The sequence below is a fragment of the Porphyrobacter sp. YT40 genome (assembly GCF_006542605.1).
Taxonomy (GTDB): Bacteria; Pseudomonadota; Alphaproteobacteria; order Sphingomonadales; family Sphingomonadaceae; genus Erythrobacter.
In genome coordinates, this window is record NZ_CP041222.1 from 775665 (window position 1) to 802500 (window position 26836).

The 26836-nt window shown below is 67.5% G+C and carries 28 protein-coding genes; 14 read left to right on the forward strand and 14 right to left on the reverse strand.

All coding sequences use genetic code 11. The features are described 5' to 3' along the window. Positions 1-21: 21 nt before the first annotated feature. Complete coding sequence (locus E2E27_RS03725) at positions 22-1155, forward strand: mechanosensitive ion channel family protein (RefSeq protein ID WP_141457752.1); 1134 nt, start codon at positions 22-24, stop codon at positions 1153-1155. A 7-nt stretch (positions 1156-1162) separates the two neighbouring features. Here E2E27_RS03725 and E2E27_RS03730 read toward each other — a convergent pair whose 3' ends face one another. Further along, positions 1163-3469: a CDC48 family AAA ATPase gene (locus E2E27_RS03730; RefSeq protein WP_141457753.1), complete on the reverse strand. Its 2307-nt coding sequence runs from the start codon at positions 3467-3469 to the stop codon at positions 1163-1165. A gap of 513 nt (positions 3470-3982) precedes the next feature. Here E2E27_RS03730 and E2E27_RS03735 point away from each other — a divergent pair. The 9 genes from E2E27_RS03735 (at position 3983) to E2E27_RS03775 (ending at position 11139) form a co-directional block, all read left to right on the forward strand. Beyond that, positions 3983-4705: a CoA transferase subunit A gene (locus E2E27_RS03735; RefSeq protein WP_141457754.1), complete on the forward strand. Its 723-nt coding sequence runs from the start codon at positions 3983-3985 to the stop codon at positions 4703-4705. Beyond that, complete coding sequence (locus E2E27_RS18610; RefSeq protein ID WP_181443675.1) at positions 4705-5862, forward strand: hypothetical protein; 1158 nt, start codon at positions 4705-4707, stop codon at positions 5860-5862. Before E2E27_RS03735 ends, E2E27_RS18610 begins: the two co-directional genes overlap by 1 nt. Before the next feature lie 2 nt (positions 5863-5864). Further along, positions 5865-6785, forward strand: coding sequence for an HAD family acid phosphatase (locus E2E27_RS03745; RefSeq protein WP_234036172.1), 921 nt, complete (start codon positions 5865-5867; stop codon positions 6783-6785). Positions 6786-6860: 75 nt separating this feature from the next. Next, complete coding sequence (locus tag E2E27_RS03750; RefSeq protein WP_141457755.1) at positions 6861-7511, forward strand: CoA transferase subunit B; 651 nt, start codon at positions 6861-6863, stop codon at positions 7509-7511. Further along, entirely contained in the window at positions 7508-8392 is an 885-nt protein-coding gene (locus E2E27_RS03755) for an alpha/beta hydrolase (protein ID WP_141457756.1), read from the forward strand. Before E2E27_RS03750 ends, E2E27_RS03755 begins: the two co-directional genes overlap by 4 nt. 3 nt (positions 8393-8395) lie before the next feature. Further along, positions 8396-9556, forward strand: a complete 1161-nt coding sequence (locus tag E2E27_RS03760) for a CaiB/BaiF CoA transferase family protein (RefSeq protein ID WP_141457757.1) — start codon at positions 8396-8398, stop codon at positions 9554-9556. A 58-nt stretch (positions 9557-9614) separates the two neighbouring features. Beyond that, entirely contained in the window at positions 9615-10166 is a 552-nt protein-coding gene (locus E2E27_RS03765) for a GbsR/MarR family transcriptional regulator (RefSeq protein WP_234036173.1), read from the forward strand. A gap of 84 nt (positions 10167-10250) precedes the next feature. Continuing rightward, positions 10251-10649, forward strand: coding sequence for a hypothetical protein (locus E2E27_RS03770; RefSeq protein ID WP_141457758.1), 399 nt, complete (start codon positions 10251-10253; stop codon positions 10647-10649). 52 nt (positions 10650-10701) lie between these two features. Further along, positions 10702-11139, forward strand: coding sequence for a hypothetical protein (locus E2E27_RS03775; RefSeq protein ID WP_141457759.1), 438 nt, complete (start codon positions 10702-10704; stop codon positions 11137-11139). Here E2E27_RS03775 and E2E27_RS03780 read toward each other — a convergent pair. From E2E27_RS03780 to hisS, 7 genes are all read right to left on the reverse strand, one after another. Next, positions 11136-12329: a DUF418 domain-containing protein gene (locus E2E27_RS03780; protein ID WP_234036174.1), complete on the reverse strand. Its 1194-nt coding sequence runs from the start codon at positions 12327-12329 to the stop codon at positions 11136-11138. The two genes, E2E27_RS03775 and E2E27_RS03780, sit on opposite strands and share 4 nt — an antisense overlap. A gap of 21 nt (positions 12330-12350) precedes the next feature. Beyond that, positions 12351-13586: a methionine adenosyltransferase gene (gene metK, locus E2E27_RS03785; RefSeq protein WP_141457760.1), complete on the reverse strand. Its 1236-nt coding sequence runs from the start codon at positions 13584-13586 to the stop codon at positions 12351-12353. Positions 13587-13682: 96 nt separating this feature from the next. Continuing rightward, positions 13683-15317: an apolipoprotein N-acyltransferase gene (gene lnt / locus E2E27_RS03790; RefSeq protein ID WP_141457761.1), complete on the reverse strand. Its 1635-nt coding sequence runs from the start codon at positions 15315-15317 to the stop codon at positions 13683-13685. Positions 15318-15322: 5 nt separating this feature from the next. After that, positions 15323-16051 (reverse strand): DUF4167 domain-containing protein, encoded by a 729-nt coding sequence (locus E2E27_RS03795; protein WP_141457762.1) that lies wholly within the window; start codon positions 16049-16051, stop codon positions 15323-15325. Between the two features lie 252 nt (positions 16052-16303). Next, positions 16304-17125, reverse strand: coding sequence for a peptide chain release factor N(5)-glutamine methyltransferase (gene prmC, locus E2E27_RS03800; protein ID WP_141457763.1), 822 nt, complete (start codon positions 17123-17125; stop codon positions 16304-16306). Next, positions 17125-18192, reverse strand: coding sequence for a peptide chain release factor 1 (gene prfA, locus E2E27_RS03805; protein WP_141457764.1), 1068 nt, complete (start codon positions 18190-18192; stop codon positions 17125-17127). The genes prmC and prfA overlap by 1 nt, the downstream gene beginning before the upstream one ends. A gap of 85 nt (positions 18193-18277) precedes the next feature. Continuing rightward, entirely contained in the window at positions 18278-19636 is a 1359-nt protein-coding gene (gene hisS / locus E2E27_RS03810; protein WP_141457765.1) for a histidine--tRNA ligase, read from the reverse strand. Positions 19637-19739: 103 nt separating this feature from the next. Here hisS and ppa point away from each other — a divergent pair, with 103 nt between their 5' ends. After that, positions 19740-20273 (forward strand): inorganic diphosphatase, encoded by a 534-nt coding sequence (gene ppa / locus E2E27_RS03815; RefSeq protein ID WP_141457766.1) that lies wholly within the window; start codon positions 19740-19742, stop codon positions 20271-20273. Between the two features lie 354 nt (positions 20274-20627). Here the strand turns inward: ppa and E2E27_RS03820 are convergent, their stop codons facing one another. Next, positions 20628-21644, reverse strand: coding sequence for an adenosine kinase (locus E2E27_RS03820; protein WP_141457767.1), 1017 nt, complete (start codon positions 21642-21644; stop codon positions 20628-20630). Between the two features lie 127 nt (positions 21645-21771). On the opposite strand from E2E27_RS03820, the gene E2E27_RS03825 reads away from it, so the two are divergent. Genes E2E27_RS03825 through E2E27_RS03835 form a run of 3 tightly spaced genes read left to right on the forward strand, consistent with a single transcriptional unit; the run spans position 21772 to position 23885 of the window. Beyond that, positions 21772-22485: an EI24 domain-containing protein gene (locus tag E2E27_RS03825; RefSeq protein WP_141457768.1), complete on the forward strand. Its 714-nt coding sequence runs from the start codon at positions 21772-21774 to the stop codon at positions 22483-22485. Beyond that, complete coding sequence (locus E2E27_RS03830; RefSeq protein ID WP_141457769.1) at positions 22482-22883, forward strand: hypothetical protein; 402 nt, start codon at positions 22482-22484, stop codon at positions 22881-22883. The genes E2E27_RS03825 and E2E27_RS03830 overlap by 4 nt, the downstream gene beginning before the upstream one ends. Positions 22884-22943: 60 nt before the next feature. After that, positions 22944-23885 carry a hypothetical protein gene (locus E2E27_RS03835; protein ID WP_141457770.1) on the forward strand — a complete coding sequence of 314 codons (942 nt, stop codon included), beginning with the start codon at positions 22944-22946 and terminating at the stop codon, positions 23883-23885. A gap of 4 nt (positions 23886-23889) precedes the next feature. Here the strand turns inward: E2E27_RS03835 and E2E27_RS03840 are convergent, their stop codons facing one another. From E2E27_RS03840 to E2E27_RS03860, 5 genes are read right to left on the reverse strand one after another with little or no spacing between them, the layout of a single operon-like run. Further along, the gene (locus E2E27_RS03840; protein WP_141457771.1) at positions 23890-24294 is read right to left on the reverse strand and encodes a hypothetical protein; all 405 of its coding nucleotides are present in this window, start codon (positions 24292-24294) and stop codon (positions 23890-23892) included. Positions 24295-24338: 44 nt separating this feature from the next. Further along, positions 24339-24704 carry a HesB/IscA family protein gene (locus tag E2E27_RS03845; RefSeq protein ID WP_141457772.1) on the reverse strand — a complete coding sequence of 122 codons (366 nt, stop codon included), beginning with the start codon at positions 24702-24704 and terminating at the stop codon, positions 24339-24341. Next, positions 24701-25195 carry a GNAT family N-acetyltransferase gene (locus tag E2E27_RS03850; RefSeq protein ID WP_141457773.1) on the reverse strand — a complete coding sequence of 165 codons (495 nt, stop codon included), beginning with the start codon at positions 25193-25195 and terminating at the stop codon, positions 24701-24703. The genes E2E27_RS03845 and E2E27_RS03850 overlap by 4 nt, the downstream gene beginning before the upstream one ends. After that, a complete protein-coding gene (locus tag E2E27_RS03855; protein ID WP_181443545.1) occupies positions 25192-25629 on the reverse strand; it encodes an SUF system Fe-S cluster assembly protein in 438 nt (145 codons plus the stop codon). The genes E2E27_RS03850 and E2E27_RS03855 overlap by 4 nt, the downstream gene beginning before the upstream one ends. Before the next feature lie 5 nt (positions 25630-25634). Beyond that, positions 25635-26810: an aminotransferase class V-fold PLP-dependent enzyme gene (locus E2E27_RS03860; protein ID WP_234036289.1), complete on the reverse strand. Its 1176-nt coding sequence runs from the start codon at positions 26808-26810 to the stop codon at positions 25635-25637. Positions 26811-26836: the final 26 nt, after the last annotated feature.

The following is a 26836-nucleotide window of genomic DNA, read 5'->3' on the forward strand; positions in this document are numbered from 1 at the left end:
ACGCTGCCCTAGGCCTGCGCCATGATCGATGTCCTGAACCGCGCCCTTCCCGACGTCAGGATCGACTGGCAGGAGGCCGGATCGGTCGCGCTGATTGCGGCTGCCGCGGTGGTCGCGGCGCTCCTCATCCACCGGGTGCTGTTCGGCATCCTCGGCCGCCTGTCGCGCCAGAGCGAGAGCGAGGCCGACGATCTGGTGCTGCAATCGCTCGGCCGTCCGGTGAAGTGGGCGATGGTCGCCGCTGCGCTCGCGCTGGCGGCGCAGGCCTCCCCGCTGCTCGCCGCGCTGTGGGAGGGGTTGGCGGGCTTTGTCGTGCCCGTGCTGGTCGGCTGGATCGCGCTGGCGATCGTGCGCGCTTGGGTGAGGGCGGTCGAAGTCAGGCTCGACCTTGCGGCGGAGGACAATCTGCGTGCCCGCCGCCGGCAGACGCGGCTGCGCATCCTCGGGCGGATCGCGACCTTCGTCATCATCTTCGTCACGCTGTCGCTGGTGCTGCTATCGATCCCCGGCGTGCGCGAGGTGGGCGTGACGCTGATGGCCTCGGCAGGCCTTGCCGCCCTCGCCGTCGGGGCGGCGGCGCAGCCTGCGCTGAAGTCGCTGATCGCGGGTATCCAGATGGCGCTGACCGAGCCGATCCGCATCGGCGACGTGGTCGTGATCGGCGGGGAATGGGGTCTGATCGAGGACATCCGCACCACCTACGTGGTCGTGAAGGTCTGGGACGAGCGGCGGCTGGTGGTGCCGACCACCAAGTTCCTCGACGAGATTTTCCAGAACTGGACCAAGACCACCGCCCGGCTAATGGGCACGGTGTTCCTCTATGTCGATCCCGCCGCGCGGCTCGATCCGATCCGCGAAAAGGCGCTGGAGGTGATCGCCGCCAATCCGCGCTGGGACGGGCGGGTCAAGCATATGCAGGTCACCGATCTGTCGCGCGATGCGGTGGAAATCCGGCTGCTGATGACGGCGAAAGACTCGCCGACGCTGTTCGATCTGCGCTGCGACGTGCGCGAGGCGATGATCGTGTGGCTGGCCGAGACCATGCCCGAAGCGATCGTGCGCGGGCGCGTGCTGTCGGGCCCACTCGCTCCGGGCGGGTCAACCGGCGACCCCTCCGCCGCAGCGCTTGAGCAGCTGGGCGACGAAGGGGGCTGAACGCCGATCAGTCGTGCTTCTTCTCGCGCGTCGGGGTGAGCATGTCGGGCGAAATGAAACCGATCGGCTGGACCGCGGCGGCGCGCTTCTTCAGCTCGCCGCGCATCTTCTTGTACTCGTCCTCCATTTCGACCGTCACGGTCGCGCGCGAATCCTTGAGCGCAGCATCGAAATCGCGGCGTTCGACCGCATTGACCTCGCCGCCCACGCGGCGCAGCGCGGCAAGACCCGCGCGGCGCACCACGTCTTCCAGATCGGCGCCGGTAAAGCGCTCGGTCTCCGCCGCGATGGCGCCCAGATCGACATCATCGGCGAGCGGCATCTTGGCGGTGTGGATGCCGAGGATGTGCTCACGACCCGGCTTGTCGGGGGTGCCGACATAGACCAGCTCGTCGAATCGGCCCGGACGCAGCAAGGCGGGATCGACCAGCGTCGGACGATTGGTTGCGCCGACCACCACGACCGATTGCAGCTCCTCGAGCCCGTCCATCTCGGCAAGGATGGTGTTGACCACGCGGCCCGTCACCTGCGGTTCGCCCTGACCCGAGCCGCGCGCGGGCACCAGCGAATCGATCTCGTCGATGAACACCACGCATGGTGCGACCGCTCGGGCGCGGGCGAAGAGCTTGGCGATCTGCTGCTCGCTCTCGCCATACCACTTCGAAAGGAGGTCGGATGACTTCATCGAGATGAAGTTAGCCTCGGCCTCCTTGGCGACGGCCTTGGCGAGCAAGGTCTTGCCCGTTCCCGGCGGGCCATAGAGCAGGAAGCCCTTGGCCGGACGGATGCCCAGACGGCGGAAGGCATCGGGGTTCTTGAGGGGAAGTTCGATCCCTTCCTTCAGCTTGTCGATCGCCTCGCCCGCGCCGCCGATGTCGTCCCACGCGACATTGGGCACCTGCACCATCACCTCGCGCATCGCCGAGGGCTGGACGCGCTTGAGCGCGCTGAGGAAATCCTCGCGCGTGACGCACAGGTCTTCGAGCACCTCCGGCGGCACGGTGCGTTCGTCGAGGTCGAGGCGCGGCATGATGCGGCGCACGGCCTCGATCGCGGCCTCGCGCGCGAGCGCGGCAATATCTGCACCGACGAAGCCGTGGGTGACGCGCGCGAGTTCGTCGAGATCGACCGCCTGCTCGAGCGGCATCCCGCGGGTGTGGATGCTGAGGATCTCGCGCCGCCCGCGCTGGTCGGGCACGCCGATCACGATCTCGCGGTCGAAGCGGCCCGGGCGGCGCAGCGCCTCGTCGATCGCGTCGGGGCGGTTGGTGGCGGCGATGACGACCAGATTGGCGCGCTTTTCCAGCCCGTCCATCAGCGTGAGCAGCTGGGCGACAAGCCGCTTTTCGGCCTCGCCCGGCACCTGCGTGCGCTTGGGCGCGATCGAATCGATCTCGTCGATGAAGATGATCGCGGGCGCGGCGCGGCTGGCTTCCTCGAACACTTCGCGCAGGCGCTTTTCGGATTCGCCATAGCCCGAGCCCATGATTTCCGGGCCGTTGATGGTGAAGAATTCCGCATCGCTTTCGTTGGCAACAGCCTGCGCGAGGCGGGTCTTGCCCGTCCCCGGCGGGCCATGGAGCAGCACGCCCTTGGGTGGTTCCACGCCGAGGCGGATGAACAGTTCGGGATAGCGCAGCGGCAGTTCAACCATTTCGCGCAGCTGGCGGATGGTCTCCTCCATCCCGCCGACATCGTCATAGTTCACCACGGCACGGCCATCGCGTGGTTCTTCGAACTCGGCGCGCAGTTCGACCTCGGTGTTCTCGTCGATGTGGACGATGCCCTTGGGGCTGGTCGAGGCGACGGTGAGGCGAATTTGCGTCAGCGCATAGGCGGGCGCGCGCAGCAGCTGGCGCACGTCGGCGGGCATGTTCTGCACCGGCTGCTGGCCGGTGGTGGCGACGAGATCCCCGGCGACCAGCGGGCGCTGGAAGAAATTGCGCTTGAGCGCCTGCGTCGGTCCCTGAAGCCGCATCTCGCGCTGGGCGGGGGCGAAGACCACGCGCGTCGCCGGGCGCGATTCGCCGCGCGCGATCTCGACATGCTCGCCCGAGCCGCCCTGCGCATTGCCGCGCTGGAGGCCGTCCAACCGCACCACGTCGAGCGCGTCGTCTTCGGGATAGGCGGCCATGGCGATCGCTGCGGTCACCCGCTTGCCGCGGATTTCGACAACATCGCCCTCGGTAATGCCGAGCTTCTGGAAGGCCGAACGCGGGATGCGGGCGATCCCGGCCCCCGATTCTTCCTGCCGGGCAGGTGCGACCTGCAGGCGCACGGTGCGGATCGGGGTGTCGGTTTCGGCGTCGGCCATTGGGGATTCCTGTGCAACGGGTGTCAGCCCGATAGCTAGGAACAGCGGCATTCGAATGCAATCGGTGAGGGGCGGCGCGGCTCTGCCGGGCGGCGATGCGCCGACCGACCGGGCCGGAAAGCGATAGCGCTACCGGGCAAGAAAAAAGCCCGGCAACAAGTGCCGGGCTTGAAAAGTTTGGGAGAGGATGCCTGAAAGGCAGGCTCTAATTGCCCCAGTTTGCCCGATTGTGCAAGTGCGAAAGACACCTAGTTTGATGCAAAGAACGCAACTCGAGGCAGATTTCGTGCAGTTTTGTGCGAAAGTTTGCAAATTTCTGCTCAAAATGGCGGCATCCGCCTAAAGCTTGGGCACGGTTTTCGCCGATTCGCTCTTGTGCGCCGCAACATGAAAGTCGATTCGACTTCGCTGCCGCGCGGGCGTGACAGTGTGCCCGTAACGCTCTAATCACATGGACGATCCCGGCCGCCGGGGTCGCTCTTGCGAGACACCATACGAGGCAGCGAGGCCCCCATGACCAAGCTCTACCCCGACGCCGCCAGCGCGCTTGCCGGCGTGCTCCGCGATGACATGCTGATCGCTGCGGGAGGCTTCGGCCTGTGCGGTCTGCCCGAACGGCTGCTGGACGCGATTCGTGACAGCGGCGTGAAAGGCCTGACCTTTGCCAGCAACAATGCCGGGATCGACAACGAGGGCATCGGCAAGCTGCTGCGCACGCGGCAAGTCAGGAAGATGATCAGCTCCTATGTCGGCGAGAACAAGGAGTTCGAGCGGCAATATCTCGCAGGCGAGCTGGAGGTCGAGTTCTGCCCGCAGGGCACGCTGGCCGAGCGGATGCGGGCAGGCGGCGCGGGCATCCCCGGCTTCTACACCCGCACCGGCGTCGGCACCGAAGTCGCCAGGGGCAAGGAACACAAGGACTTCCCCGATCGCGACGGGGTGATGCAGACCTATATCCTCGAACACGGCATCTTCGCCGACCTCGCTATCGTCAAGGCGTGGAAGGCCGACGAGACCGGCAATGTCATCTTCCGCAAGACCGCGCGCAACTTCAACCTGCCCGCCGCGACCTGCGGCAAGGTCTGTGTGGTGGAGGTCGAGGAAGTGGTGCCGGCAGGCGCGCTCGATCCCGACCAGATTCACCTCGCGGGCGTGTTCGTGAACCGCATCGTGCTCGGCGCGCCCTATGACAAGAAGATCGAGTTCCGCACCGTTCGGGAGAGGGAGACGGCGTGATGGATAAGAGGTTTTGGGCCCTGCCGCTGCTGCTGGTGGCGGGGCAGTCGCTGTCGGGCTGCGTCGCGGCGGCGATCCCGGCGCTGGCAGGGGCGGGCGTGTTCGGTACGCGGATCGACGGCAAGGATGCGGGCGAGAGCGGGGCCGAGGCGGTCGCGAGCGTGCCCGCTCCCGCTCCGGCACCGGTTCCCGGCCCCACCCCGACCCCGGCGCCCACCACCGTGCGGATCCCGGCGCTGCCAGCGACACCGGCACCGGCACCGGCACCCGCTCCCTCGCGCCCCGCGTCTCAGCCCGCGCCAAGCCTTGCGGTGGCGGTTCCCCCGCCCGCCACAAGCGCGCCGCCTGCCGCCCGCCCGGCCGTGCCCGCGCCTACACCGGCCGCCACCACGCCGCCTCCGGTGACGGTCGTGCCCGCACCCGTTCAGGCCGCGCCGGTTCAGGTCGGCCCCCGCCCGGCTCCGGCCCCGACAGCGCCGAGCCCGCAATTGCCGCCCGCTGGCGCAGTCGCCGCTCCGGCTGCTGCCACCGCCGCAGCGCCTGTCGCCGTGCCGCCGATGGCTGCCTATCCCGATCCCGCGCGCCCGCTGACGCCCGAGCAGTCGAGCTTCGCGCGCTTCGTGCGCTATGGGCAGGCCTCGGCACTGGGGGGCAAGCGCGGGGCCGACCTGCCCTCGGCGATCCTCAGCGATCCGGTCGCGCTTGATGGCCAGCGCCGCCGCTGTTCGCCGGGCGAGCAGCCGGTCGCAGTGATCGATCTCGATCCGGCAGGCGGCGTGTTCAGCCCGCCTGTCAGCCCCGCCCCGCAGCCCGGCCTCGCGCTCGGACTGGCGGTGCTGCGCGAGGCGGGGGTGGAGATCGCCTGGCTGTCCGACATGCCGACCACGCAATCGGGCGCGCTGCGTGTCGCGCTGGAGAAGTCGGGGCTCGACCCGCGCGGCGAGGATATCATCTCGCTGCGGCGTGACGGGGCCGACACCAAGGATCAGCGCCGCGAAAGCCTTGCCGCGATCACCTGCATCATCGCCATCGCCGGGGACGAGCGGCCCGATTTCGACACGCGCTTCAAATATCTGCGCTCGCCCGAGGCAGGCGCGGGGCTGGAGCCGCTGATCGGCGACGGCTGGTTCCTGATCGCGCCGCTGCTGGGCGAATGACGATGACGACCACAATGTCGCGGGCTTCCTCCGCGCTGGCCGCAGTGCTGCTCGCCGGATGCGCCGTGGCACCCGCGCCTGTTGCCGGAACCCCCGCACCCGTCGCCGCCGCGCCGGGCGACGCGGCGGCACCCGATACGATGCGCTGGCTCTATGGCTCGGGCGAGGCGGCGGGGGCTTCGATCCAGGCTTACCGGATGCTGGCCGATTACGCCCTCGCCCGTGTGCAGGAGGCGCCGGAACGATCGGTCCCGCTCGGCCTGCCCGAGGCAGCGGGCGGCACCGGGGTTGTTTCCTGCCTCAACCCGGACGGATCGCGCAAACCGCCCGCCGTGGTCTTCGATGCCGACGAGACGGTGATCCTCAACAGCGGGTTCGAATATTGGCAGGCGACTCATGGCGGTGCCTATGACGCGGCGGTATGGGAACGCTGGGAGCGCGAAGGCGCGGCGATCGTTGCCCCCGTGCCCGGCGCGGTCACCGGTCTGCGCCGCCTGCGCGAGGCGGGGATTACCCCGGTCTTCAACACCAACCGCGCCAGCGACACCGCGGCGGGCACCATCGCCGCGCTGGCCGCAGCCGGGCTCGGCGAGGCGGTGCATGGCGACACGCTCTTCCTGCGGGGCGACGATGCCGCGGGATCGGCCAAGGATGGCCGGCGGGCGATGATCGCGGCGCGCTATTGCGTGATTGCGCAGGCGGGCGACAATCTCGGCGACTTTGCCGATGCCTTCAACGCCAAGGCGCTTTCGGTGCAGCAGCGCCGCACCCTCGCCGCGCGTGGCGATCTGGCGCAATTATGGGGCAATGGCTGGTTCGTGCTGCCCAACCCCGTCTACGGCGCTGCGATCCGCGGCACGATCGACGAGGTCTTCCCCCCCGAAACGCGCTGGAGCCCGGACACCGCCGCCGCTGGCCAGTAGCACGTTTCGCTTTTCCCTCCCCTTGCGCCCGCCCGCCTATGCCGGCGCTGTTCCCCGATTCAGGAGTTGCTTTCCATGACCACACCTTCCGGCTGGACCCGCGACCAGATGGCCGCCCGCGCCGCGCGTGAATTGAAGGATGGCTATTACGTCAATCTCGGCATCGGCATCCCGACTCTGGTCGCTAACCACATTCCCGAGGGGATGCTGGTGACGCTTCAGAGCGAGAACGGGATGCTCGGCATCGGACCCTTCCCTTATGAGGACGAGGTCGATCCCGACCTGATCAATGCAGGCAAGCAGACCATCAGCGAGCTGCCGCACAGCGCCTATTTCGACAGCGCCACCAGCTTCGCGATGATCCGCGGCGGGCATATCGACCTCACCGTGCTGGGCGCGATGGAGGTGGCCGAGAACGGCGACATCGCCAACTGGATGATCCCAGGCAAGATGATCAAGGGCATGGGCGGGGCGATGGATCTGGTCGCCGGGGTCAAGCAGATCATCGTGGTGATGGACCACACCGCCAAGGACGGCTCGCCCAAGTTCATTCCCGAATGCACCCTGCCGCTGACGGGCGCGGGCGTGGTCGACATGATCATCACCAATCTCGCGGTGTTCCAGCGACCCTCGAAGAGCGAGCCCTTCCGCCTGATCGAGATGGCGCCCGGCGTGACCGAGGCCGATATCGCCGCGACCACCACCGCGCATTACCTCGCCGCATGAAGCGGGGGCTGGTGATCGGCGGGCTCGGCCTGCTGGCGGCGGTGGGCGGCGTGCTCGCCTTTACCTCGCCGCCGCGGCTGCTGTCCTATTACGACCGCGTCGCGGGCGGGACCGAGGGCGCGCAGCTGGTTGCCGAGGGGGTCGCTTTCGGCAGCCACGGGCAGAGCCTCGACATCTGGGCGCCCCACATGCCGACGCACGGGCCGCTGCCGGTGGTGATCTTCTGGTATGGTGGCGGCTGGGTGAAGGGCGACCGCACCTCCTATGCCTTTGCCGGGCGGGCACTGGCGCGCGAGGGATTCCTGGTGGTGATCCCCGATTATCGCAAGGTTCCCGAGGTGCGCTTCCCCGCCTTCCTCGACGACGGGGCCGAGGCGGCCAAGTGGGTGGAGGACAACATCGCGCAACACGGCGGCGATCCGGCGCGGGTGGCGGTGATGGGGCACTCGGCGGGGGCCTATCAGGCGGTGATGCTGACGCTCGATGCCAAGCGGCTGGCGGCGGCGGGTGTCGCACCGGGCTTCGTCAAGGCGGGTGTCGGCCTGTCCGGGCCCTATGATTTCTACCCCTTCACCTCCGAACGCGCGATCGACGCGATGAGCCAGTGGCCCCATCCCGAAGAGACCCAGCCGATCACCTTCGCCCGCGCCGATGCGCCGCCGCTGCTGCTCGTCACTTCCGATGGCGACGAGACGGTGCGCGCGAAGAACGCCAACAATCTCGGCGCGAAGCTGACAAGGCTGGGCGCGCCGGTGGAGGTGAAGAACTACGGCCCGCTCGATCACGAGGAAGTGGTGATGGCGCTCTCGGTCCCGTTCCGCGGCAAGGGGCCGGTGCTGGCGGATTCTGTCGCCTTCCTGCGTCGGCATCTGAGGCAATAGCCGATGTGGCTGGCTGAGCCCCGCAATCCGAATGCGCCGCTTGCGGGCCTCAAGGTCGTGGAGCTGGCGCGGGTGCTGGCGGGTCCGTTCTGCGGGCAGATCCTCGCCGATCTCGGCGCGGATGTGATCAAGGTCGAAAGCCCGGAGGGCGACGGCACCCGGCTGTGGGGGCCGCCCTGGGTGGAGCGGGTGGACGAAAGCGGCAAGACCCACCGCGAGGCCGCCTATTACCACGCCTGCAACCGCGGCAAGCGCTCGATCATCGCCGATTTCGCCGATGGGGGCGATCTCGCGCGGGTGAAGGCCCTGTGCGAGCGCGCCGATGTGGTGATCGAGAACTTCAAGACCGGCAGCCTCGCCAAGTTCGGCCTCGACTACGCCAGTCTCTCGGCCGCCAACCCGGGCCTCGTCTATTGCTCGATCACCGGCTTCGGACAGACCGGCCCGCGCGCGCATGAGGCGGGGTACGATTTCGTCGCGCAGGGGATGAGCGGGCTGATGTCGCTCACCGGCGAGCCCGAGGGGCATCCGGTCAAGATGGGCATCTCGATCAGCGACCTCGCCACCGGGGTCTGGGCCGCGAACGGCGTGCAGGCGGCGCTGTTGATGCGCGCGCGGACGGGCCGGGGCCAGCAGGTCGATATGAGCCTGCTGGACTGCTCGGTCGGCCTGCTCGCCAATCAGGCGACCTATTTCTTCACCACCGGCGAGAACCCGCCCCGGATGGGCAATGCCCACGCGCAGGTCGCGCCCTATGGTGTCTTCGCGGTGAGCGACGGCCACGTGATCCTCGCGCCTGCCAATGACGGGCTGTTCCACAAGCTGATGGCGGTGCTGGGGCTGGACGCTCTGGCAAACGACCCGCGTTTCGCCACCAATGGCGACCGCACCGCCAACGCCGCTGCGCTCGATGCCGAGATTGCCGCGGCCTGCGCAAGGTGGAGCAAGCAGGGCCTGCTCGATGCCTGCCACAAGGCGGGTGTCCCCGCCGGGCCGATCAACCGGCTGGACGAGGTCTTCGCCGATCCGCAGGTTATCGCGCGCGGGATGCGGGTGGAACTCGGCGGCATGGCGGGGGTGCGCAGCCCCTTCACCTTTTCCGAGGGCGAACTGGCGCTCGACCGGCCTTCGCCGATCCATGGGGAAGACACGCCCGACGCTTAGTGCTTGCGTCTATCTCGGATTTCTGTATTTTCAGAAATAGAGAAAGACGAGGCGATTCGTGGCCGATCTGATGGACATTCCCGAGGCGCGCGCCTTCATCCTTCACTGGGGGGAGATGGGCACGGCATGGGGCGTCAACCGCTCGGTCGCGCAGGTTCATGCGCTGCTCTATCTCAGCGACCGCCCGCTGCACGCCGAGGAAATCTGCGATGTGCTGGGCCTCGCGCGCTCCAACGTCTCGACTGGGCTCAAGGAATTGCAGGGCTACGGCATCGTCCGCCGCGTCCATATCGAGGGCGACCGGCGCGACCACTTCGTTGCCGAGACCGACCTGTGGGAGGTGCTGATGCGCCTCGCCGAGGAGCGCAAGAAGCGTGAGCTCGATCCCACCATCCGGCTGCTCGGCGAACTGTCCGACAGCGTCACAGCGCGCGGCGAAGTGCCGGTGCACGTGCGCGAGCGGATCGGACGGATGCACGAATTCATCGGCACGCTGACCGGCTGGTATGCCGACGTGCGCCACCTGCCCAAGCCGACACTGGTGCGGCTGATGAAGCTCGGCCGCGGTATCGCCCGCTTCCTGCCGGGTGGCGGAAGCGACCGACACTGATCTGACATCGGAGCGAAGGAGAAACCCTTGGAGCACACTTGTATGATTTGATTTCGGTAAATTCAGAAAGAACAGGAGAATAAGATGTACGATATCTATGCCTATGTCGCCTACCTGATCGTCAGCATCGGCCTTACCGTTTGGGTGGCGCAGACCCTGTCGAAGAACGGCCTCGTGTTTCTGGTGGAATGTTTCGGGCACGACCGGACGCTGGCGGAATCGACCAACCATCTGCTGGTGGTGGGCTTCTACCTCGTCAATTTGGGCTGGATCCTGCTGACCCTGCGCTTCGGAAGCTCGCCCGAAGATGCGGCGGACGTGATCCGCTTCCTGTCGACCAAGGTCGGCATCGTCGTGGTGGTGCTGGGCTTCATGCACTTCTTCAACATGAACGCCATCGCGAAGTTCGGTCGCAAGGTCGGCGCGTGGTTCCGCGAGGAGCAATGGGCAGCGGCGGCGCGGCCTGCCGGGCCCGAGGCCTGATCGCCGAGCGGGGCGGCTGCAAGGTCGCCCTGCCTCACCACAGGAGGCTGCCATGCAAAATGCGTTTCAGGCTTTCGCCCGCGCTGTCGGTTGGGGCACGCTGGCCGGGGCCGCGCCCTACAGCGTATTGTTCATGATCCCGCTGGCTGCGGCCGGGCTTGGCGAGGGCGAATTCGTGGCGACGGCCATGCTGTTTGCCTATCCGCTGGTGCTCTCGGGCGCGATGGTGCTGGGTTCGGCACTGCTGTTCGGTTTGCCGCTGACATTCCTGATGTCCCGGACAGGGCAGGAGCATGGCGGCGCCTATGCCCTCGCGGGGCTGTTGCTGGGCGCTGTGGTCCCGCCCGCCATCATCTGGCTTCTGGCTGGCGAAGTCGGGGTTGCCGAGGGCCTGTTCTTTGCCGCACCCGGAGCCTTCGCGGGCCTTGTCACCGGCACCAGCTGGGGCCGCTGGCGCGAGGCGCGGCAGGCAGCGCAGGACGGCGGCTAGGACAGCATCCGCGCGCCCGCCCGCCACAGCCGCTCGAAGGGGCCTTGCCCGACGCGCTCCACCCACCACGGCGACCACGCCAGCATCGCCGCCACCGGCACCGCGCCGATCGCGAAGGCCTGCCAGCGACTGACCTCGCCGAACAGGCCGAGGCCCCAATGGGCGAACACACCCGCAAGGATCACGCTCGTCAGCAGATAGTTGGTCAGCGACAGCCGCCCCGCCGCCGCCAGCCTTGCGGTCAGGCCCGTGTCGCGCGTCAGGAAGGCCATCGCCAGCGCGGCATAGGCGAGCGCCAGCGCCATGTCGAACGGCGCGGACAGCACCAGCGCCACCGGGCCGACCAGTGGGGCGGCGAAGCCCTCGCGCACCAGCCATCCCGCCATCAGCAGCAGCCCAGGCAGCGCCACCAGCGCCGCGAGGCCCGCGACGCGTTGCAGCCGGAAGGTGCGCCATTCGCCCTTCAGCATCCCGCCGCGCCACAGCCCCATGCCGAGCGCCATCGCCGACAGGTTGAGCGGCAGCGCCGCCACCAGCGCGGTCATCTGCGCCGGAATGCCGAGGCTGCGACGCGCCACGCGTTCGGCCAGTCCCTCGCGCCCTTGCTCCAGCAGCATCAGGATCGTGGGCGGATCGTGGCCGAACTGGCGCTGCGCCCACAGCATCCCGTCACTGCCCGTATGGCCCGCGAGATACATCGCCATCGGCGCGCCGAGCACCACGATGCCGAGCATCAGATGCACGCCCAGCAAGCCGATAGCAACGCTCACCAGCCCGCGCGCCGACAGACCCGCCAGCAGCGGCAGCGCGCATCCGGCCAGCGCATAGGCGCGCAGAACGTCATTGCTCGCCAGCAGGATCGCGTGGGCAACGCCGATAAGGAACAGCACCGCCATGCGCGCATAATGCGCCCGCCACGGTGCGGCGCCTGCGCGCTCGATCAGGATCAGGCACCCCGCGCCGAACAGCATCGCGAAAAGCGTACGGAACTTGTCCTCGATGAAGACAAAGCTCGCCAGCCACACCCAGTAATCGGGCGGGCTCACCCCGCCATAGGCGAGCGGATTGTAATAGGCCGGGGCGGGCAGGGCGAAGGCGAGCACGTTCATGCCCACGATCCCGGCAACGGCCACGCCCCGCAGTGCGTCGAGCGCGAGGATGCGTTGCGAAGCGGATGAGGGTGCCGTCACAGGCAGCACCCTACCCGAAAATCAGGCCAGCGCAGCCTTGAGATCGTCGACCAGATCGAGCCGCTCCCACGGGAAGAGGTCGCCCTCTGCCGCGCGACCGAAGTGACCATAGGCGGCGGTCGGCTGGTAGATCGGCTTGTTGAGGCCGAGATGCGTGCGGATCGAACGCGGGGTCAGCCCGCCGAGCTTGGCAATCCCGAGGATCGCCTTCTCGATCGCGTCGTCGCCGACGGTGCCGGTCTCGTGCGTGTCGACATAGAGGCTGAGCGGCTTCGACACGCCGATCGCATAGGCGATCTGGATCGTGCAGCGCGTGGCGAGGCCCGCGGCGACGACGTTCTTGGCGAGGTAGCGGGTGATGTAGGCCGCGCTGCGGTCAACCTTGGTCGGGTCCTTGCCGCTGAACGCGCCGCCGCCATGCGGAGCCGCGCCGCCATAGGTGTCGACGATGATCTTACGGCCCGTGAGCCCTGCGTCGCCATCCGGCCCGCCGATTTCGAACTTGCCGGTGGGGTTGATGAAATATTCGGTCTCGCCCAGCAGGTTCGCCGGGATTACGTCGGCAATCACGCCCTTGACGTAGGCTTCGAGCTCGGCCTGCTTGGCGGGGTTGCTCTCGTCGTAACCGGGCTTGTGCTGGGTCGAGACGACGATCGCGGTGGCGGCCACCGGGGTCGAGCCTTCATAGCGCAGCGTGACCTGGCTCTTGGCATCGGGTTCGAGGAAGGGCGCCGCGCCCGAGTGGCGGTCGGCGGCCATGCGCTCGAGGATCTTGTGGCTGTAATAGAGCGTTGCGGGCATCAGGCCCGGGGTCTCGTCGGTGGCGTAGCCGAACATGATACCCTGGTCGCCCGCGCCCTCGTCCTTGTTCTCCTTGGCGTCCACGCCTTGCGCAATATGGGCGGACTGGCCGTGGAGGTTGTTTTCGAAGCGGAAGGTCTCCCAGTGGAAGCCGTCCTGCTCATAGCCGATGCGCTTCACCGTTTCGCGGACGGTCTTTTCGATCTCTTCCTTGGCACCGGGCGCCCAGTAATCGTTGTCCTTCCACTCCTCGCGCCCGTATTCGTAAACACCCTTGCAGCGAATTTCGCCCGCCAGCACCACGAGCTGGGTGGTGGTCAGGGTTTCGCAGGCGATGCGCGCTTCGGGGTCCTTGGACAGGAACAGATCGACGATCGCGTCCGAAATCTGGTCCGAAACCTTGTCGGGATGGCCTTCGGAAACGCTTTCGGAGGTGAAGAGATAATCGTGGCGCATGGATTTCCCCGGAGGTGTGAAGTGCGATTCGGTGCCAGGAACATCGACCTTATAGAGATATAAGGAAACCTTTATGTCCGGCAGTTCGCCACCGCCCTAGCCGCGCGCGCGGATGAGCGCAAGCACTCTCGGCAGACCGAGGCCGAGCGCGATGAACAGTGCGGCCCAGGCCAGTGTCAGCGCATGGCCCCAGCGGGCGAACAGGGTCGGCGCCTTGGCCTCGGGAACGATGCCTTCGAGCGCTTCGGCCTTGCCCATCCCGACGCTCGCCCGCACCACGCCGTTCGCGTCGATCACCGCGCTGATCCCGGTGGTGGTCGAGCGCAACACCGGCAGGCCCTCTTCCAGTGCGCGCATCCGCGCCTGTGCGAGATGCTGCGGCGGGCCCCACCAGCCGAACCAGCCGTCGTTCGATGGATTGAAGATGTAATCCGGCCGGTTCTCGCGGTCGGCGACATGGCCGGAGAAGACGATCTCGTAGCAGATCATCACGCCCGCCTTGCCCTGCACCCCGAGATCGAGCGTTCGCGGGCCGGGGCCGGGCAGGTAGTCGATGTTCCCCGCCACCAGCCGCGACAGGCCGAGCGGTTCGAGAATGGGGCGCAGCGGCAGATATTCGCCGTAGGGCACCAGATGCGCCTTGTCGTAACCGCCGACGATTTTGCCCTCGCCATTCAGCGCCATTACCGAATTGCGCGCGCTCACTGCGCCGGGGCGGCCCTTGTTGATGCCGCTCGGCAGCGTGCCGATGTTGAGGTTCACCACCCCGGTCAGCAGGGTCGATTGCGGCCCGATCACCTTGCCGATCCGCGCGCGCGCCAACGCGGGGTCGCCGCCGGCGGTCATCTGGAAGTAGTAGCGCTCGGGATAGCCGTCCTCGAGATAATCCGGCACCGCGCTTTCGGGCCACAGCACCAGGCGCGACTCGTCGCGCCCCGGCGCGGTGAGGCGGGCGATGCGGGCGAATTGCTCCTCGAACTTGGAGCCGTCGTTGATCTCGGATTGCGGGATATAGGGCTGGACGAGGGTGTAGCGGAGGCCATCGGTCTGCGGTTCGGGACGCAGGGGCGGATTGATCATGAAATAAGTGACCGGCAGCGCCATCAATGCCGCATTGATCCAGCGACGCTCGGCAAGCATGTCAGCCACCGACGCGGCAATGTAGAGGGTCACTCCCGACAGGGCATAGGTGCCCATCCACGGAAGAAACTTCGCAAGTCCGGGCCTGCTCCAGTCCCCCAGCAGCATCAGTCCGACGGGCGGCCACGGATAGCCGGTGAACACCCAGCCGCGCAGCCACTCGGTGACGATCCATGCTCCCGCCAGCACCAGTCCGAAGGCCCACACCGGGCGCTTCTTCGCCAACAAATGCGCCGCGAGCGCGGCCAGCGCAGGGTAGATCGCAAGGTAGATGCACAGCAGCGGCACCGCCGCCCAGCCGAGCACCTCGGGCATCTTGGCCTGATGGGTGAAGGCGGTCGCGATCCAGTTGTTGGCGAGCGTCAGATGCGCCCAGCCGAACAGCCAGCCGCGCGCCGCAGCCTGCTTCCAGCTATCGGCGGCGTAGATCAGCCACACGAACCCCGCCAGCGCGGCAAGGCCCAGCGGCCACAGGTGCAGCGGTGGATAGGCGCAGGCCCCGACGAGGCCCAGCACGATCGCGGCCAACGCCGGACGCCGCTGCGCCAGCGCAGGCACCGCGGCCGCCGCTGCCGCCAGCCGCTCCTTCATGGTGATTACTCGACGGTTTCGAGCGTGCCGCTGTCGCCGCCCGCATCGTCACCCCGGATCGAGGGCGGGAGAATCGCGCTGTCGATGCCGCCCTGACTGGCGTCATCGGCGGTCTTGCGCGGCTTGCGGGTGCGGGCGGGCTTTTCGCTGCGCTCGGCACGCGCCGGACGCTCTGCGCGATCGGCGCGCTTTTCGCTCCGCTCACCGTCACCGCGATTTTCGCGCGGCTTGCGCTGCTGCTGGCGTCGCTGACCGCGCTGGCGGCCCTCGCCCTGATCCTCGCTGCGATCTTCGGCGAGGAAGCTTTCGCCTTCCTGCCCGGGCTCGCCCTCGGTCACGTCGGCGCGCGGTGCGGCATCGGCCTGTTCGTAGGGCGAGCGCGTCGGCGTGTCGCTGCGACGGCCGAAATCGAAATCGTCCTCGAAATCCTCGGCCTGTTCGCGCTCGTCATTGCGGCGGTTGCCGTTGTTGTTGTTGCCGCCGCGTTGCTCTTCCTGCCGCGCCTTGTTGTCGGCGATGACGCGGAAATAGTGATCGGCAAACTGGAGGTAGTACTCCATCTGCACGCGGTCGCCATTGTGCTGGGCGTCCTGCGCGAGCTTCTTGTACTTGTCGAGCATCTGCGGGGCGTTGCCGCGTGCGCGGCTGTCGATCCGGTTCAGCTGAGCGCCATTGCCGCCCTGATTGCGGTTGCCGCGTCCACGACGACGGTTATTCCGGTTGTTGTTATTCAAGGAAGTTGTTCCTTATCAGCGACCTGCGGTGAAATTTCTAACTGCACGCGCGGTCAACAGACCCCTTGCCCATGCGCCATGTCAGGCCATGCCCGAACCATGTCGCGCGCTCCGCTCTGTCGCAGCCGGGGGCTTGCCCTGACGGCCGTATCAGCTGAGTTTAGGAGCTTGGTCCAGCGACTTGCGCCCTTCGCATTTCGTCTGGCCAGCTATGGACGTAGCGATGCAATTGCGGTTTGCCAAGCCTTTCTGTTACCGGAGCACCAGCGCGCGCGGCCTTTGCGCCAGATCGCGGCGCAATGTAACAGAAAAGCCCGCGGCTTCGGCGACGGCCGTCACCGCCTCGGCCTGATTCGCCCCGATCTCGAGAATGGCGACCGCTTGCGGGTTCATCAGCGTGCGCAATTGCGGGATCAGGATGCGGTAGTCGTCCAGCCCTTCAGGCCCGGCGAAGAGCGCGGGTGCGGGCTCGAAATCGCGCACCTGCGGGTCGAGCGCGGCGTCGGCTTCGACATAGGGCGGGTTGCAGAGGATGAGGTCGAAAGTGCCCAGATCGTCGGCCCAGCCGGGGGTGTGCCAGTCGCGGTGGTGCCATTCGCTGCGTGCGGAAAGGCCCAATGCGGCGGCATTGCCCGATGCAACTGCCAGCGCGGCCTGCGAAGCGTCGATCCCCACGCCGTGCCAAGCGGGCCGCTCCGCCAGCAGAGCGAGCAGCAGCGCGCCCGACCCCGTGCCGAGATCGATCGCCCGTCCCGCAGCTTGCGCGTGATCGAGCGCGGCGACCACCAGCGTCTCGCTGTCCCCGCGCGGGATCAGCGTGGCGGGGGTGACTGTGAGGGTAAGGCCGTAAAACTCCGTTTCGCCGGTGATGTAGGCGACGGGCTCCTGCGCCGCGCGGCGCTCCACCGACGCTGCGAACCCCTCGGGCGCGGGGTCGCGCATGGCGCGCAGCAGCATATCCGAGCGCGTAAGGCCGAGTGCGTGGGCCATCAGCACCTCGGCATCGAGCCGCGCGGTGTCGCTGGTGGCAAGGAGGCGCTCGGCAGCGGCGCGGATCGCTTCGCCGACGGTCATTATTCCGCCAACGTCGCCAGCCGCTTGCCTTCGTCCTCGGCGATCAGCGCATCGACCAGTTCGGCGAGACCCGGCCCGGCGAGCACTTCTTCGAGCTTGTGCAGCGTCAGCCCGATGCGGTGATCGGTGACGCGCCCCTGCGGGAAATTATAGGTGCGGATGCGCTCCGAACGGTCGCCGCTGCCGACCATCGCCTTCCTCGCCTCGGCCTCCGCGCCCTGGGTGGCCTCGCGCTGGGCATCGTAGAGCCGCGTGCGCAGCACCTGCATCGCCTTTTCCTTGTTCTTGTGCTGGCTTCGCCCGTCCTGACAGGTCACGACGGTGCCGGTCGGCAGGTGGGTGATGCGCACCGCCGAATCGGTGGTGTTGACGTGCTGCCCGCCCGCGCCCGAGGCGCGGTAGACGTCGATCTTGAGGTCCTTGTCCTCGATCTGCACGTCCACCTCGTCGGGCTCGGCCAGCACCGCGACGGTCGCCGCCGAGGTGTGGATGCGCCCGCCGCTCTCGGTCACGGGCACGCGCTGGACGCGGTGGACGCCGCTCTCGAACTTCAGCTTGGCGAACACGCCGGTGCCGGTGACGTTGGCGATGACTTCCTTGTACCCGCCGATGTCCGAGGCGGCGATGCTGACCGGCTCGACCTTCCACCCCTGCTCGGCGGCGTATTTCTCGTACATCCGGTAGAGATCGGCGGCGAACAGAGCGGCTTCATCACCCCCAGTGCCGGCACGTATTTCGAGCATCGCGGGCTTGGAGTCCGCCGAATCGCGCGGCAGCAGCGCGATGGCGAGGCGGCGTTCGAGATCGGGGAGGGTGGCCTTGATCTGCGCGAGTTCCTCCTCGGCCATCGCCTTCATCTCGGGATCGGCGAGCATTTCGGTGAGCCCCGCCATCTCCTCGCGCGCGGATTTCACCTCGGCGGCGATCTTGGCGACGGGTTCGAGTTCCGCATAGTCGCGGGAGGCGCGGACAAAGGCCTCGCCTTCAAGCGTGCCCGAGGCCATGCGCGCTTCCAGCTCCGCAAAACGGTGTGCGATCTGGTCAAGGCGTTCAGGGGGGATTTGCATTTCTGTGTCTTACTCACCGTCCCGGCCACCGAGCCGGGACCCCGCTTCTATTGGAGCGGCGGAAAAAGGGAAGCGGGGCCCCGGGTCAAGCCCGGGGCGGGGGAGAACCGAGACGTTCTGCAAGCGACGGCAATTTTTCGCCGGAGTGTTCCGCACCGGTGTTCTCGAACAACAGATCGAGCACGCCTTGCGGAATCCAACTCAACTGCATCGGCGCCTGTTCGCCTGAACGCATATCGCGCACGGTTACAACGCCTTGCGCGAATTCCTCATCGCCGAGAATGAATACATAGCGCGCTCCGGCAGCCGAGGCTTTCTGCATCCGCTTCTTCATGTTGCCCCGATAGGCGTACTCGCAGGGGATCCGCTCTGACCGTATTGCGGCGACGATGCGCTGGGCTTCAAGCTCGACCCCTTCGCCAACGGGAATAACTGCGACTGTCCAGTCGTCCGGCTTTGCGTCTTCGGCGGCCCCCACCAGCATCGCCAGCCGCTCAATCCCAGCCGCCCAGCCCACAGCTGGCGTCGGCGCCCCCCCAAGCGATTCCATCAGCCCGTCATAACGCCCACCGCCCAGCACCGTGCTCTGGGTTCCCAAAGCCGCCGCCGAAGCACTGCCCTCGTCGGGGATGAACTCGAACGCCGTGTGGCGGTAGTAGTCGAGCCCGCGCACGAGGCTTTCCGCCCGCACCCACTTCACCCCTGCCGCATCAAGCCCGCTGGTGACAGCGGCGAAGAACGCGCTCGCCTCCTCCGACAAAAACGCATCGATCTTCGGCGCATCGGCGAGGAACGGCTTGTCGCGAGGGTCCTTCGAATCCAGAATCCGTAGCGGGTTCTTCTCCAGCCGCTCCTGCGATTCCTCGGACAGCTGATCCTTCACGGCGCGGAAGTAGTCGATCAACGCCGCCCGCCACGCCTCGCGGCTCTCCGCATCGCCCAGCGTGTTGAGGTGCAGCGTAACATCTGCGATGCCCAGCTCCTTCAACAGCTGGTCCGCCATCGCCAGCAGCTCGACATCCGCCTGAGGCTCGCCCGCGCCGATCACCTCGGCGTCGATCTGGTGGAACTGGCGGTAGCGGCCCTTCTGCGGGCGCTCGTAGCGGAACAGGGGCCCGTGGGTCGCAACCTTCAGCGGCGCATATTGCTGCCAGCCGTTGGTGAGGAAAGCGCGCGCGATTCCGGCGGTGAATTCGGGGCGCAGGGTCAGGCTCTCGCCGCCGCGGTCGTCAAAGGAATACATCTCCTTCGACACCACATCCGTGGTCTCGCCAAGGCTGCGCGCGAAGACCTCGGTCTTTTCGAACACCGGCATTTCGACCCTGCGGAAACGGTAGAGACGGCGCACACGTTCGAAGGTTTCGACCACGAAGGCGAAAGCCTCGGCATCGGCGCCGAAAATGTCCTGGGTGCCGCGGATGGCCTGAGGTGTCTTCTTGCTCATAGCGGTGCGCGATTAGGCCCACACAGCCCCTTTCGCAATCCTGCGACACGCATTAAGGCGCGCGGCAACTCCTCTTGCAACGCACACAACAAAGAGACCAACCATGCGCATCGACAAGATCCCCACCGGGGTGAACCCGCCCGACGATCTCAACGTCATCATCGAAGTGCCCACCGGGGGCGAGCCGGTGAAGTACGAATTCGACAAGGAATCGGGCGCGCTGTTCGTCGACCGCATCCTGCACACGCCGATGCGCTATCCGGCGAATTATGGCTTCGTGCCGCACACCCTCAGCCCCGATGGCGACCCGCTCGATGCGCTGGTGATTGCGCGCTCGCCCTTCATTCCGGGCTGCGTGGTGCGCGCCCGCCCGATCGGGGTGCTCAACCTCGAAGACGAACACGGCGGCGACGAGAAGCTGATCTGCGTGCCGGTGGACACGACCTTCCCCTATTACTCGGACGTGGCCGAGACCAAGGATTTGCCCTCGATCATCTTCCAGCAGATCGAGCACTTCTTCACCCACTACAAGGATCTGGAAGCCGAAAAGTGGGTGCGCGTGGGCAAGTGGGGCGACGCCGCCGAAGCGCGCCAGATCACCATCGAGGCGATCGAGCGGTATAAGAAGAGTTCCTGATTGCTTGCCCGCATTTGCGGGCACGTCCTCGATGCGGTTCCGTGGCTTCGCGCCGGAGCATCTGCGGGCGGGCGGTCGCCCTTGCGGTCCGTCCGTTGGCGGGCCGGTTCTCCGCTGATCTTGATGGTAGCGTTGCCCTCGGTTGCGCAGCAACCGCGAGCGCACGCGCGCGAGCCGCAGGCGATCAGGCCCGCAAGGGCCTGAGACTCGCCGAGGACGCCCCCGCGGAGGCGGGGGCGCAACACAAGAATCGCGCAGCAACCGCGAGCGCACGCACGCGAGCCGCAGGCGATCAGGCCCGCAAGGGCCTGAAGCTCGCCGAGGACGCCCCCGCAGAGGCGGGGGCGCAACACATCAGAGCCGCTCTTCCATCAGCTTGAGCATATCGGCCTCGGGGCGCGGGCCGTAGTGCGAGATCACTTCCGAGGCGCAGATCGCGCCGCGCTTGAGGCAGCGGGTCAGCGGTTCGCCCTTGACGTAGCCCGACAGGAAGCCCGCCGCGAACTGGTCGCCCGCGCCGGTGGTGTCGACGACCTTCAGCACCGGCACAGCGGCGACTTCGGCGCGCTCGCCATGCGCGATCGCGACCGCGCCCTTCTCCGAACGGGTGGCGACCAGCACGGGCACCTTGCCCGCGACGCTCGCCAGACCCGCTTCGAAGTCGTCCTCGCCCGTCAGCGTCGCCAGCTCGGTTTCGTTGACGAACAGGATGTCGATCACGCCATCCTCGATCATCGCGCGGAAATCGTCGCCGTGGCGGGCGATGACGAAGCTTTCCGACGCGGTGAAGGCGACCTTGCGACCCGCCTCGCGCGCGACCTCGATCGCGCGGCGCATGGCGCGGCGGGGCTCTTCCGGGTCCCACAGATAGCCTTCGAGATAGAGGATCGCAGCCGAAGCGATCAGATCCTCGTCGAGCGCGGCGGCAGGCAGGAACTGCCCTGCGCCGAGGAAGGTGTTCATCGTGCGCTCGCCATCGGGCGTCACGAAGATCAGCACGCGGCCCGTCGCCGGTTCGGAGTCCTTGTCGCTGGTGGGGCGCGCCGGGGTGTCGAAGTCGATGCCTGTGGCGCGCATGTCGTGGCGGAACACCTTGCCCAGCTGGTCGTCGGCGACCTGTCCGATGAAGGCGCATTCGAGGCCCAGCGTGGCGAGCCCCGCCAGCGTGTTGGCCGCCGATCCGCCCGAAATCTCGCGCGCGGGCGGCATCGCTTCATAGAGCGCGTCGGCGCGCGCTTCGTCGATCAGGGTCATGCCGCCGCGATTGAGTTCAAGCTCCTCGATCAGCTCCTCCTCGCAGGAAGCGATCACGTCGACCACGGCATTGCCGATGGCGATGACGTCGTAGCGGGGCGGGGTGGTTTCGGGCACGGCAGGTTCCTCGGATGGCAAAACTGCGCGCCGCCTAGCCGCCTTCGCCCGCTACGCCAAGCCATCTGTGTGCGGTGCAGCAACCGCGCGTTGACTTCACCGGCACAGCGACGCATCGCAGCGGGCCATGTCCCACGTTCCCGCCGCCGTGACGAAGGCCTTCGGCCAGCTGGGCGACCGCGCCGTGCGCCGGGTCGCGGCCAAGAGCATCGCGGTGACGATGGCGGTGTTCGCGGGGGCGGGTGTGGGGCTGTGGTTCGGCCTCGAGCTCTTGCGGCAATCCGCGTGGTTCGCGGCGCTGCTGCCACCGTCCATCGGCGGGCCGCTGATCATTGTCGTGTGGCTGGCCGTCACCCTTGTCGGGTTCTGGCTGCTGTTCCGCGCGGTGGCGCTGACGGTGCTCCAGTTCTTCGCCGACGAGGTGGTGGCCGCGGTCGAGGCGCGGCACTATCCGGCGCTGGCCAAGACCGCACAGCCCCTGCCGCTGACGCGGGAGGTGGCGGTGGCGAGCCGGGGCCTCTTGCGGATGCTGGGCTACAACCTCCTCGCCCTGCCGCTGGCGGCGGTGCTGCTGTTCACGGCAGTGGGGCCGGGGCTGGTGTTCCTCGCCGTCAATGCCGTCTTGCTGGGGCGCGAATGCACCGACATGGCGTGGCTGCGCCATTGCCGGGGTGCGGAGAAGGCCAACCCCGTGCCCTTCGCCGAAAGGGTGCTGTTGGGCGCGGTGGTGGCGGGGATGATGCTGGTGCCGGTGCTGGGCCTGATCGCGCCGGTGATCGGCGCGGCGGCGGGCACGCATCTGGTGCTGCGGCGCCTCACCTGCGAGGCATCAGCAGCATGATCGCGGCCCGGCTGGCATTGATCGCGGGGCTTGGGCTGGGCCTTGCTGCCTGTGCGGGCTCCGGTGGCTCCGCGCCCGCACGCGCGCCTGCTGCGGCTGCACCGCCGCGCAGCACCATTATGGTGGTGCCTCAGGTGATGGCGCCGCAGGGCCTCGGCGGGGTGATCGGATCGCCGCCCGCCGCCTTGCTCCGCCGCTTCGGCGCGCCCCGGCTCGACGTGGCCGAAGGCGATGCGAGGAAGCTCCAGTTCGCCGGGCGCGCCTGCGTGCTCGACATCTATCTCTACCCCCTTGCCGCCGCTGCCGAGCCCACCGCGACCCATGTCGAAGCGAGGCTGCGGCAGGGCGGCGCTCCGGTCGATCCCGCCGCCTGCATCCGCGAGGTCGAGGGGCGGTAACGCCGTCTTAAGCCTGTTCGTGCCATGACCCTGCGCGAGCTTTCAGGGGACAGCACCAGCATGACCACCCAATTCACCGCCGTGGCCAAGGCCGCCGCCGCCGATGGCCGGATCACCGCCGAGGAACTGCTCGCGCTGCGCCGCGAAGGCTGGGGCGACGGGATCATCACCCGCGCCGAGGCCGAGACGCTGTTCGAACTCAACCGCGCCCTGAAGGAGCGCAGCCCGGAATGGTGCGATTTCTTCGTCGAGGCGGTGGGCGAATTCGTGCTCAACGGCACCCCGCCGCGCCTGCAATGCTCCGACGAGGAAGCCGAATGGCTGATCGCGCAGATCGAGGCCAATGGCGTCGTCGAGAGCATGGTCGAGCTCGAATGCATGGTGCGCGTCCTCGAACGCGCCGAGAACACGCCCGACCGGCTCAAGGCCTATGTCCTGAGCGTGGTCGAGCGCGAGGTGCTGAGCGGCACCGGCCCGACCCGCTGCGGCGGCGAACTCGCCGCGACCCGCATCACCGCCGCCGAATGCCGCATCATCCGCCGCGTGATCTTCGCGAGCGGCGGCCACGGCCCTGCCGCCGTCACGCGCTTCGATGCCGAGATGCTGTTCCGCTTGAAGGATGCCACCCTCGCCGAGGAAAACGCCGACGAATGGGGCGATCTGTTCATCGACGGGGTGCTCAACTATCTCAAGGGCTTCACCCTCAAACATGCGCAGCTGAGCCACGAACGCCGCCGCGAACTGGAGGCCTTCGTCGCCGACAACCAGGCGAGCGTCGGACGCTTCTTCGGCCGCATGGTGCGCGAGGCGCCCAAGGCGGCGAACCACTTCGGCAAGGTGTTCGGCAAGAAGCAGGGCGGCCCGGACTACGGTGCCGAGGCCGCAGCAGGTGCGGCGATCACCGATTTCGAGAGCGAATGGCTCGACAAAATGATCAACGCCGACGGCGAGGTCGACGAGCTGGAAACCCGGTTGATCGAACGCCTCGCGGCGGAAGATTGATCGCTTAGCTGTCGAACTCGAGCGGGGCGGCAGCGCCTCCCTGCTTGGGCTGTGGGCCGCTGGGCGGGACAGCCATGACGGGCAGACCGCTTTCAGGCGGCTTCTTGCCGCTGACGATCTGCTCTCTCAGCGCGTTCAGATGCACGATCGCAGCCTTAAACTCGACCCGCTTTTCGACCCGCTCCGTTCGCGCCATTCGCTTCGACAGCCGCGATACTTCGACATCGATCTGTTCGATGAAGCATTGCGCTTCATCGGCCCGGCTGAGCCGGATGCTGTTCAGCCTCACGCCATAAGACTCGAGCGCTGTCTGCTGGCGTTCGAGCACGCGCTCTGCGCGCAGACGCATCCGTTCGGCGGCGCCGCGCATCAGATTTTCGTAGAGTTCCCGGTGACTGTTCTGGGCCATGGCGCAGTGCCTTACCACACCAACACAGCGAAAGCGAATCCGCCTCAGACCATGAAGCTTTCGCCGCAGCCGCAGGCGCCCTTGGCGTTGGGGTTTTCGAACACGAAGCCCGCGGCGAAATCGTCCTCGCGCCAGTCCATCACGGAGCCGACGAGGTAGAGCACGGAAGCGCCGTCGATGTAGAACACGCCGCCGGGGGTGACGATCTTCTCGTCGAATTTGGCTTCCGAAGTGACGTAATCGACCGAATAGGCGAGGCCCGAGCAGCCGCGCCGGGGCGTGGAGAGCTTCACGCCGATCGCGTCCTCGGGGGCCTTGCTCATCAATTCCGCGATGCGCGCCTCGGCGGAGGGCGTCAGGGTGACGGCGGCCTTGGGGGCGGGGCGCGAAGTGGTGGTGGTCTCGGTCATGTCAGCCTCTTCTGCCAGAACAGCGCGTGCCCGGTGGCGGGATCGAGCTGGTAGTCGCCATAGCCTTCGCGCGCATAAAGATGGCGTGCGGGGTTGCCGCTCAGCACCTCCAATGTGACCTTGCAGGCCCCGCGCTTCAAGGCCTCGGCCTCGATGGCGGCGAGCAGCGCCTTCCCAACGCCGCGCCCGCGCGCCTCGGGCAGCACCGCGAGATCGTGGATATTGACCAGCGGCGCGGCGGCGAAGGTGGAATAGCCCATGAAGCAATTGGCGAGGCCCACGGCGCGGTCATCAAGCCGTGCGATCAGCGAAAAGGCCTGCGGGTTCGCGGCCAAATCGCTGGGCAGCCGCGCCTTGACTTCATCGCACAGGGGCTCGCCGCCGCCCATCGGATCCCGCGCATAGGCATCGAGCAGCGCGACGACATCTGCTGCATCGCGCGCCTCGCGGTAGTCCGCGAGGGTAATCGCAAGGGTGGCGGTGTCGCTCACAACATCCCCAGTTCGAGCCGCGCTTCGTCGCTCATCTTGTGCGGGCCCCACGGCGGATCCCAGACGAGATTGACCTCGGCATCGCGAATCCCCGGCACGCTCGCGACGCGCAATTCGACCTCGCCCGGCATGGACTCGGCGACGGGGCAATGCGGCGTCGTAAGCGTCATGGTGACGGTGGCGTCGGCATTGTCATCCACCTCGACCCCGTAGATCAGGCCAAGATCGTAGATGTTGACCGGGATTTCCGGATCGAAAATTTCGCGCAGCGCCTCGATCACCGCGGCTTGCAGATCGCTGCCGTCCCCGCCGACCGCATCGGGCGCGGGCTTGGCGGCGAGGAAGCCGTCGAGATAATCGCGCTGGCGGGGCGCATCGGTGTCAATCGCATCTTCCACACGGGCGCGGGGGGGTTTTTCGGCCGAGCTGTCCATCGCTCTCATCCTTTTCCAAAAATCTTGCGGGTGCGGGCGATCCCGGCGAGCAGCGCGTCGACATCGGCTTCGCTTGAATAGAGCCCGAAGCTGGCGCGCGCGGTGGCGGGGACGCCGAGATAGTCCATCAAGGGCTGGGCGCAGTGGTGCCCGGCGCGGATCGCGACATTGCTCTCGTCGAGGATCGTGCCGAGGTCGTGGGGGTGAATGTCGTCGATGGCGAAGCTGACGATCCCGGCGCTGTCGGTGGGGCCGAACAGGCGCACGTCGTTCATCGCCCCGAGTTCGCGGCGGAGCTTGGCGACCAGCTGTTGTTCGTGCGCGTGGATGCGGTCCGGCCCGATGGCGCTGACGTAATCGGCGGCGGCGGCGAAGGCGATCGCTTCGGTGATCGCAGGCGTGCCGGCCTCGAACCGCTGGGGCCCGCTGGCGTAAGTCGTTTTCGCGAAGGTCACCCGGTCGATCATCGCCCCGCCGCCCTGATAGGGAGGCATGGCGGCGAGCAGTTCCTTCTTCGCCCACAGCGCGCCGATCCCGGTCGGGCCATAGAGCTTGTGCGCGGAGAAGACGTAGAAATCGCAGCCCAGCGCTACGACGTCCACGGCCATGTGCGGCGCGCTCTGGCAGCCGTCGAGCAGCAGCTTTGCGCCGACCTTGTGCGCGAGCGCGGCGGCGCGCGGGGCATCGAGCAGCGCGCCGGTGACGTTGGAGACATGGCCGAAAGCCACCAGCTTGTGGCGCTCGGTCAGCATCGCCTCGGCAGCATCGAGGTCGATGCGGTGGTCGTCCGTCAGCGGGCAGACGTCGATCTGCGCGCCCATTTCCTCGGCCACCATCTGCCACGGTACGATGTTCGAATGATGCTCGGCCTGCGAGAGCAGGATGCGGTCGCCGGCCTTGAGGTTCGCGCGGCCCCAGGTCTGCGCGACGAGGTTGATCGCCTCGGTCGCGCCGCGGGTGAAGACCAACTCGTCCTCGTGCCCGCCGATGAACCGCGCGACGGTGCGCCGCGCGGCTTCGTAGGCGAGCGTCATCTCGGCCGAGCGGGTGTAGACCCCGCGATGGACCGTCGCGTAATCCTCGCCCAGCGCGCGCGCCATGGCGTCGATGACCGCGCGCGGCTTCTGCGCGGTGGCGGCGGTGTCGAGGTAATGCCACGGTGTGCCGTCATGGGTGACCATGCCGGGGAAATCGCGACGAGCCTCGG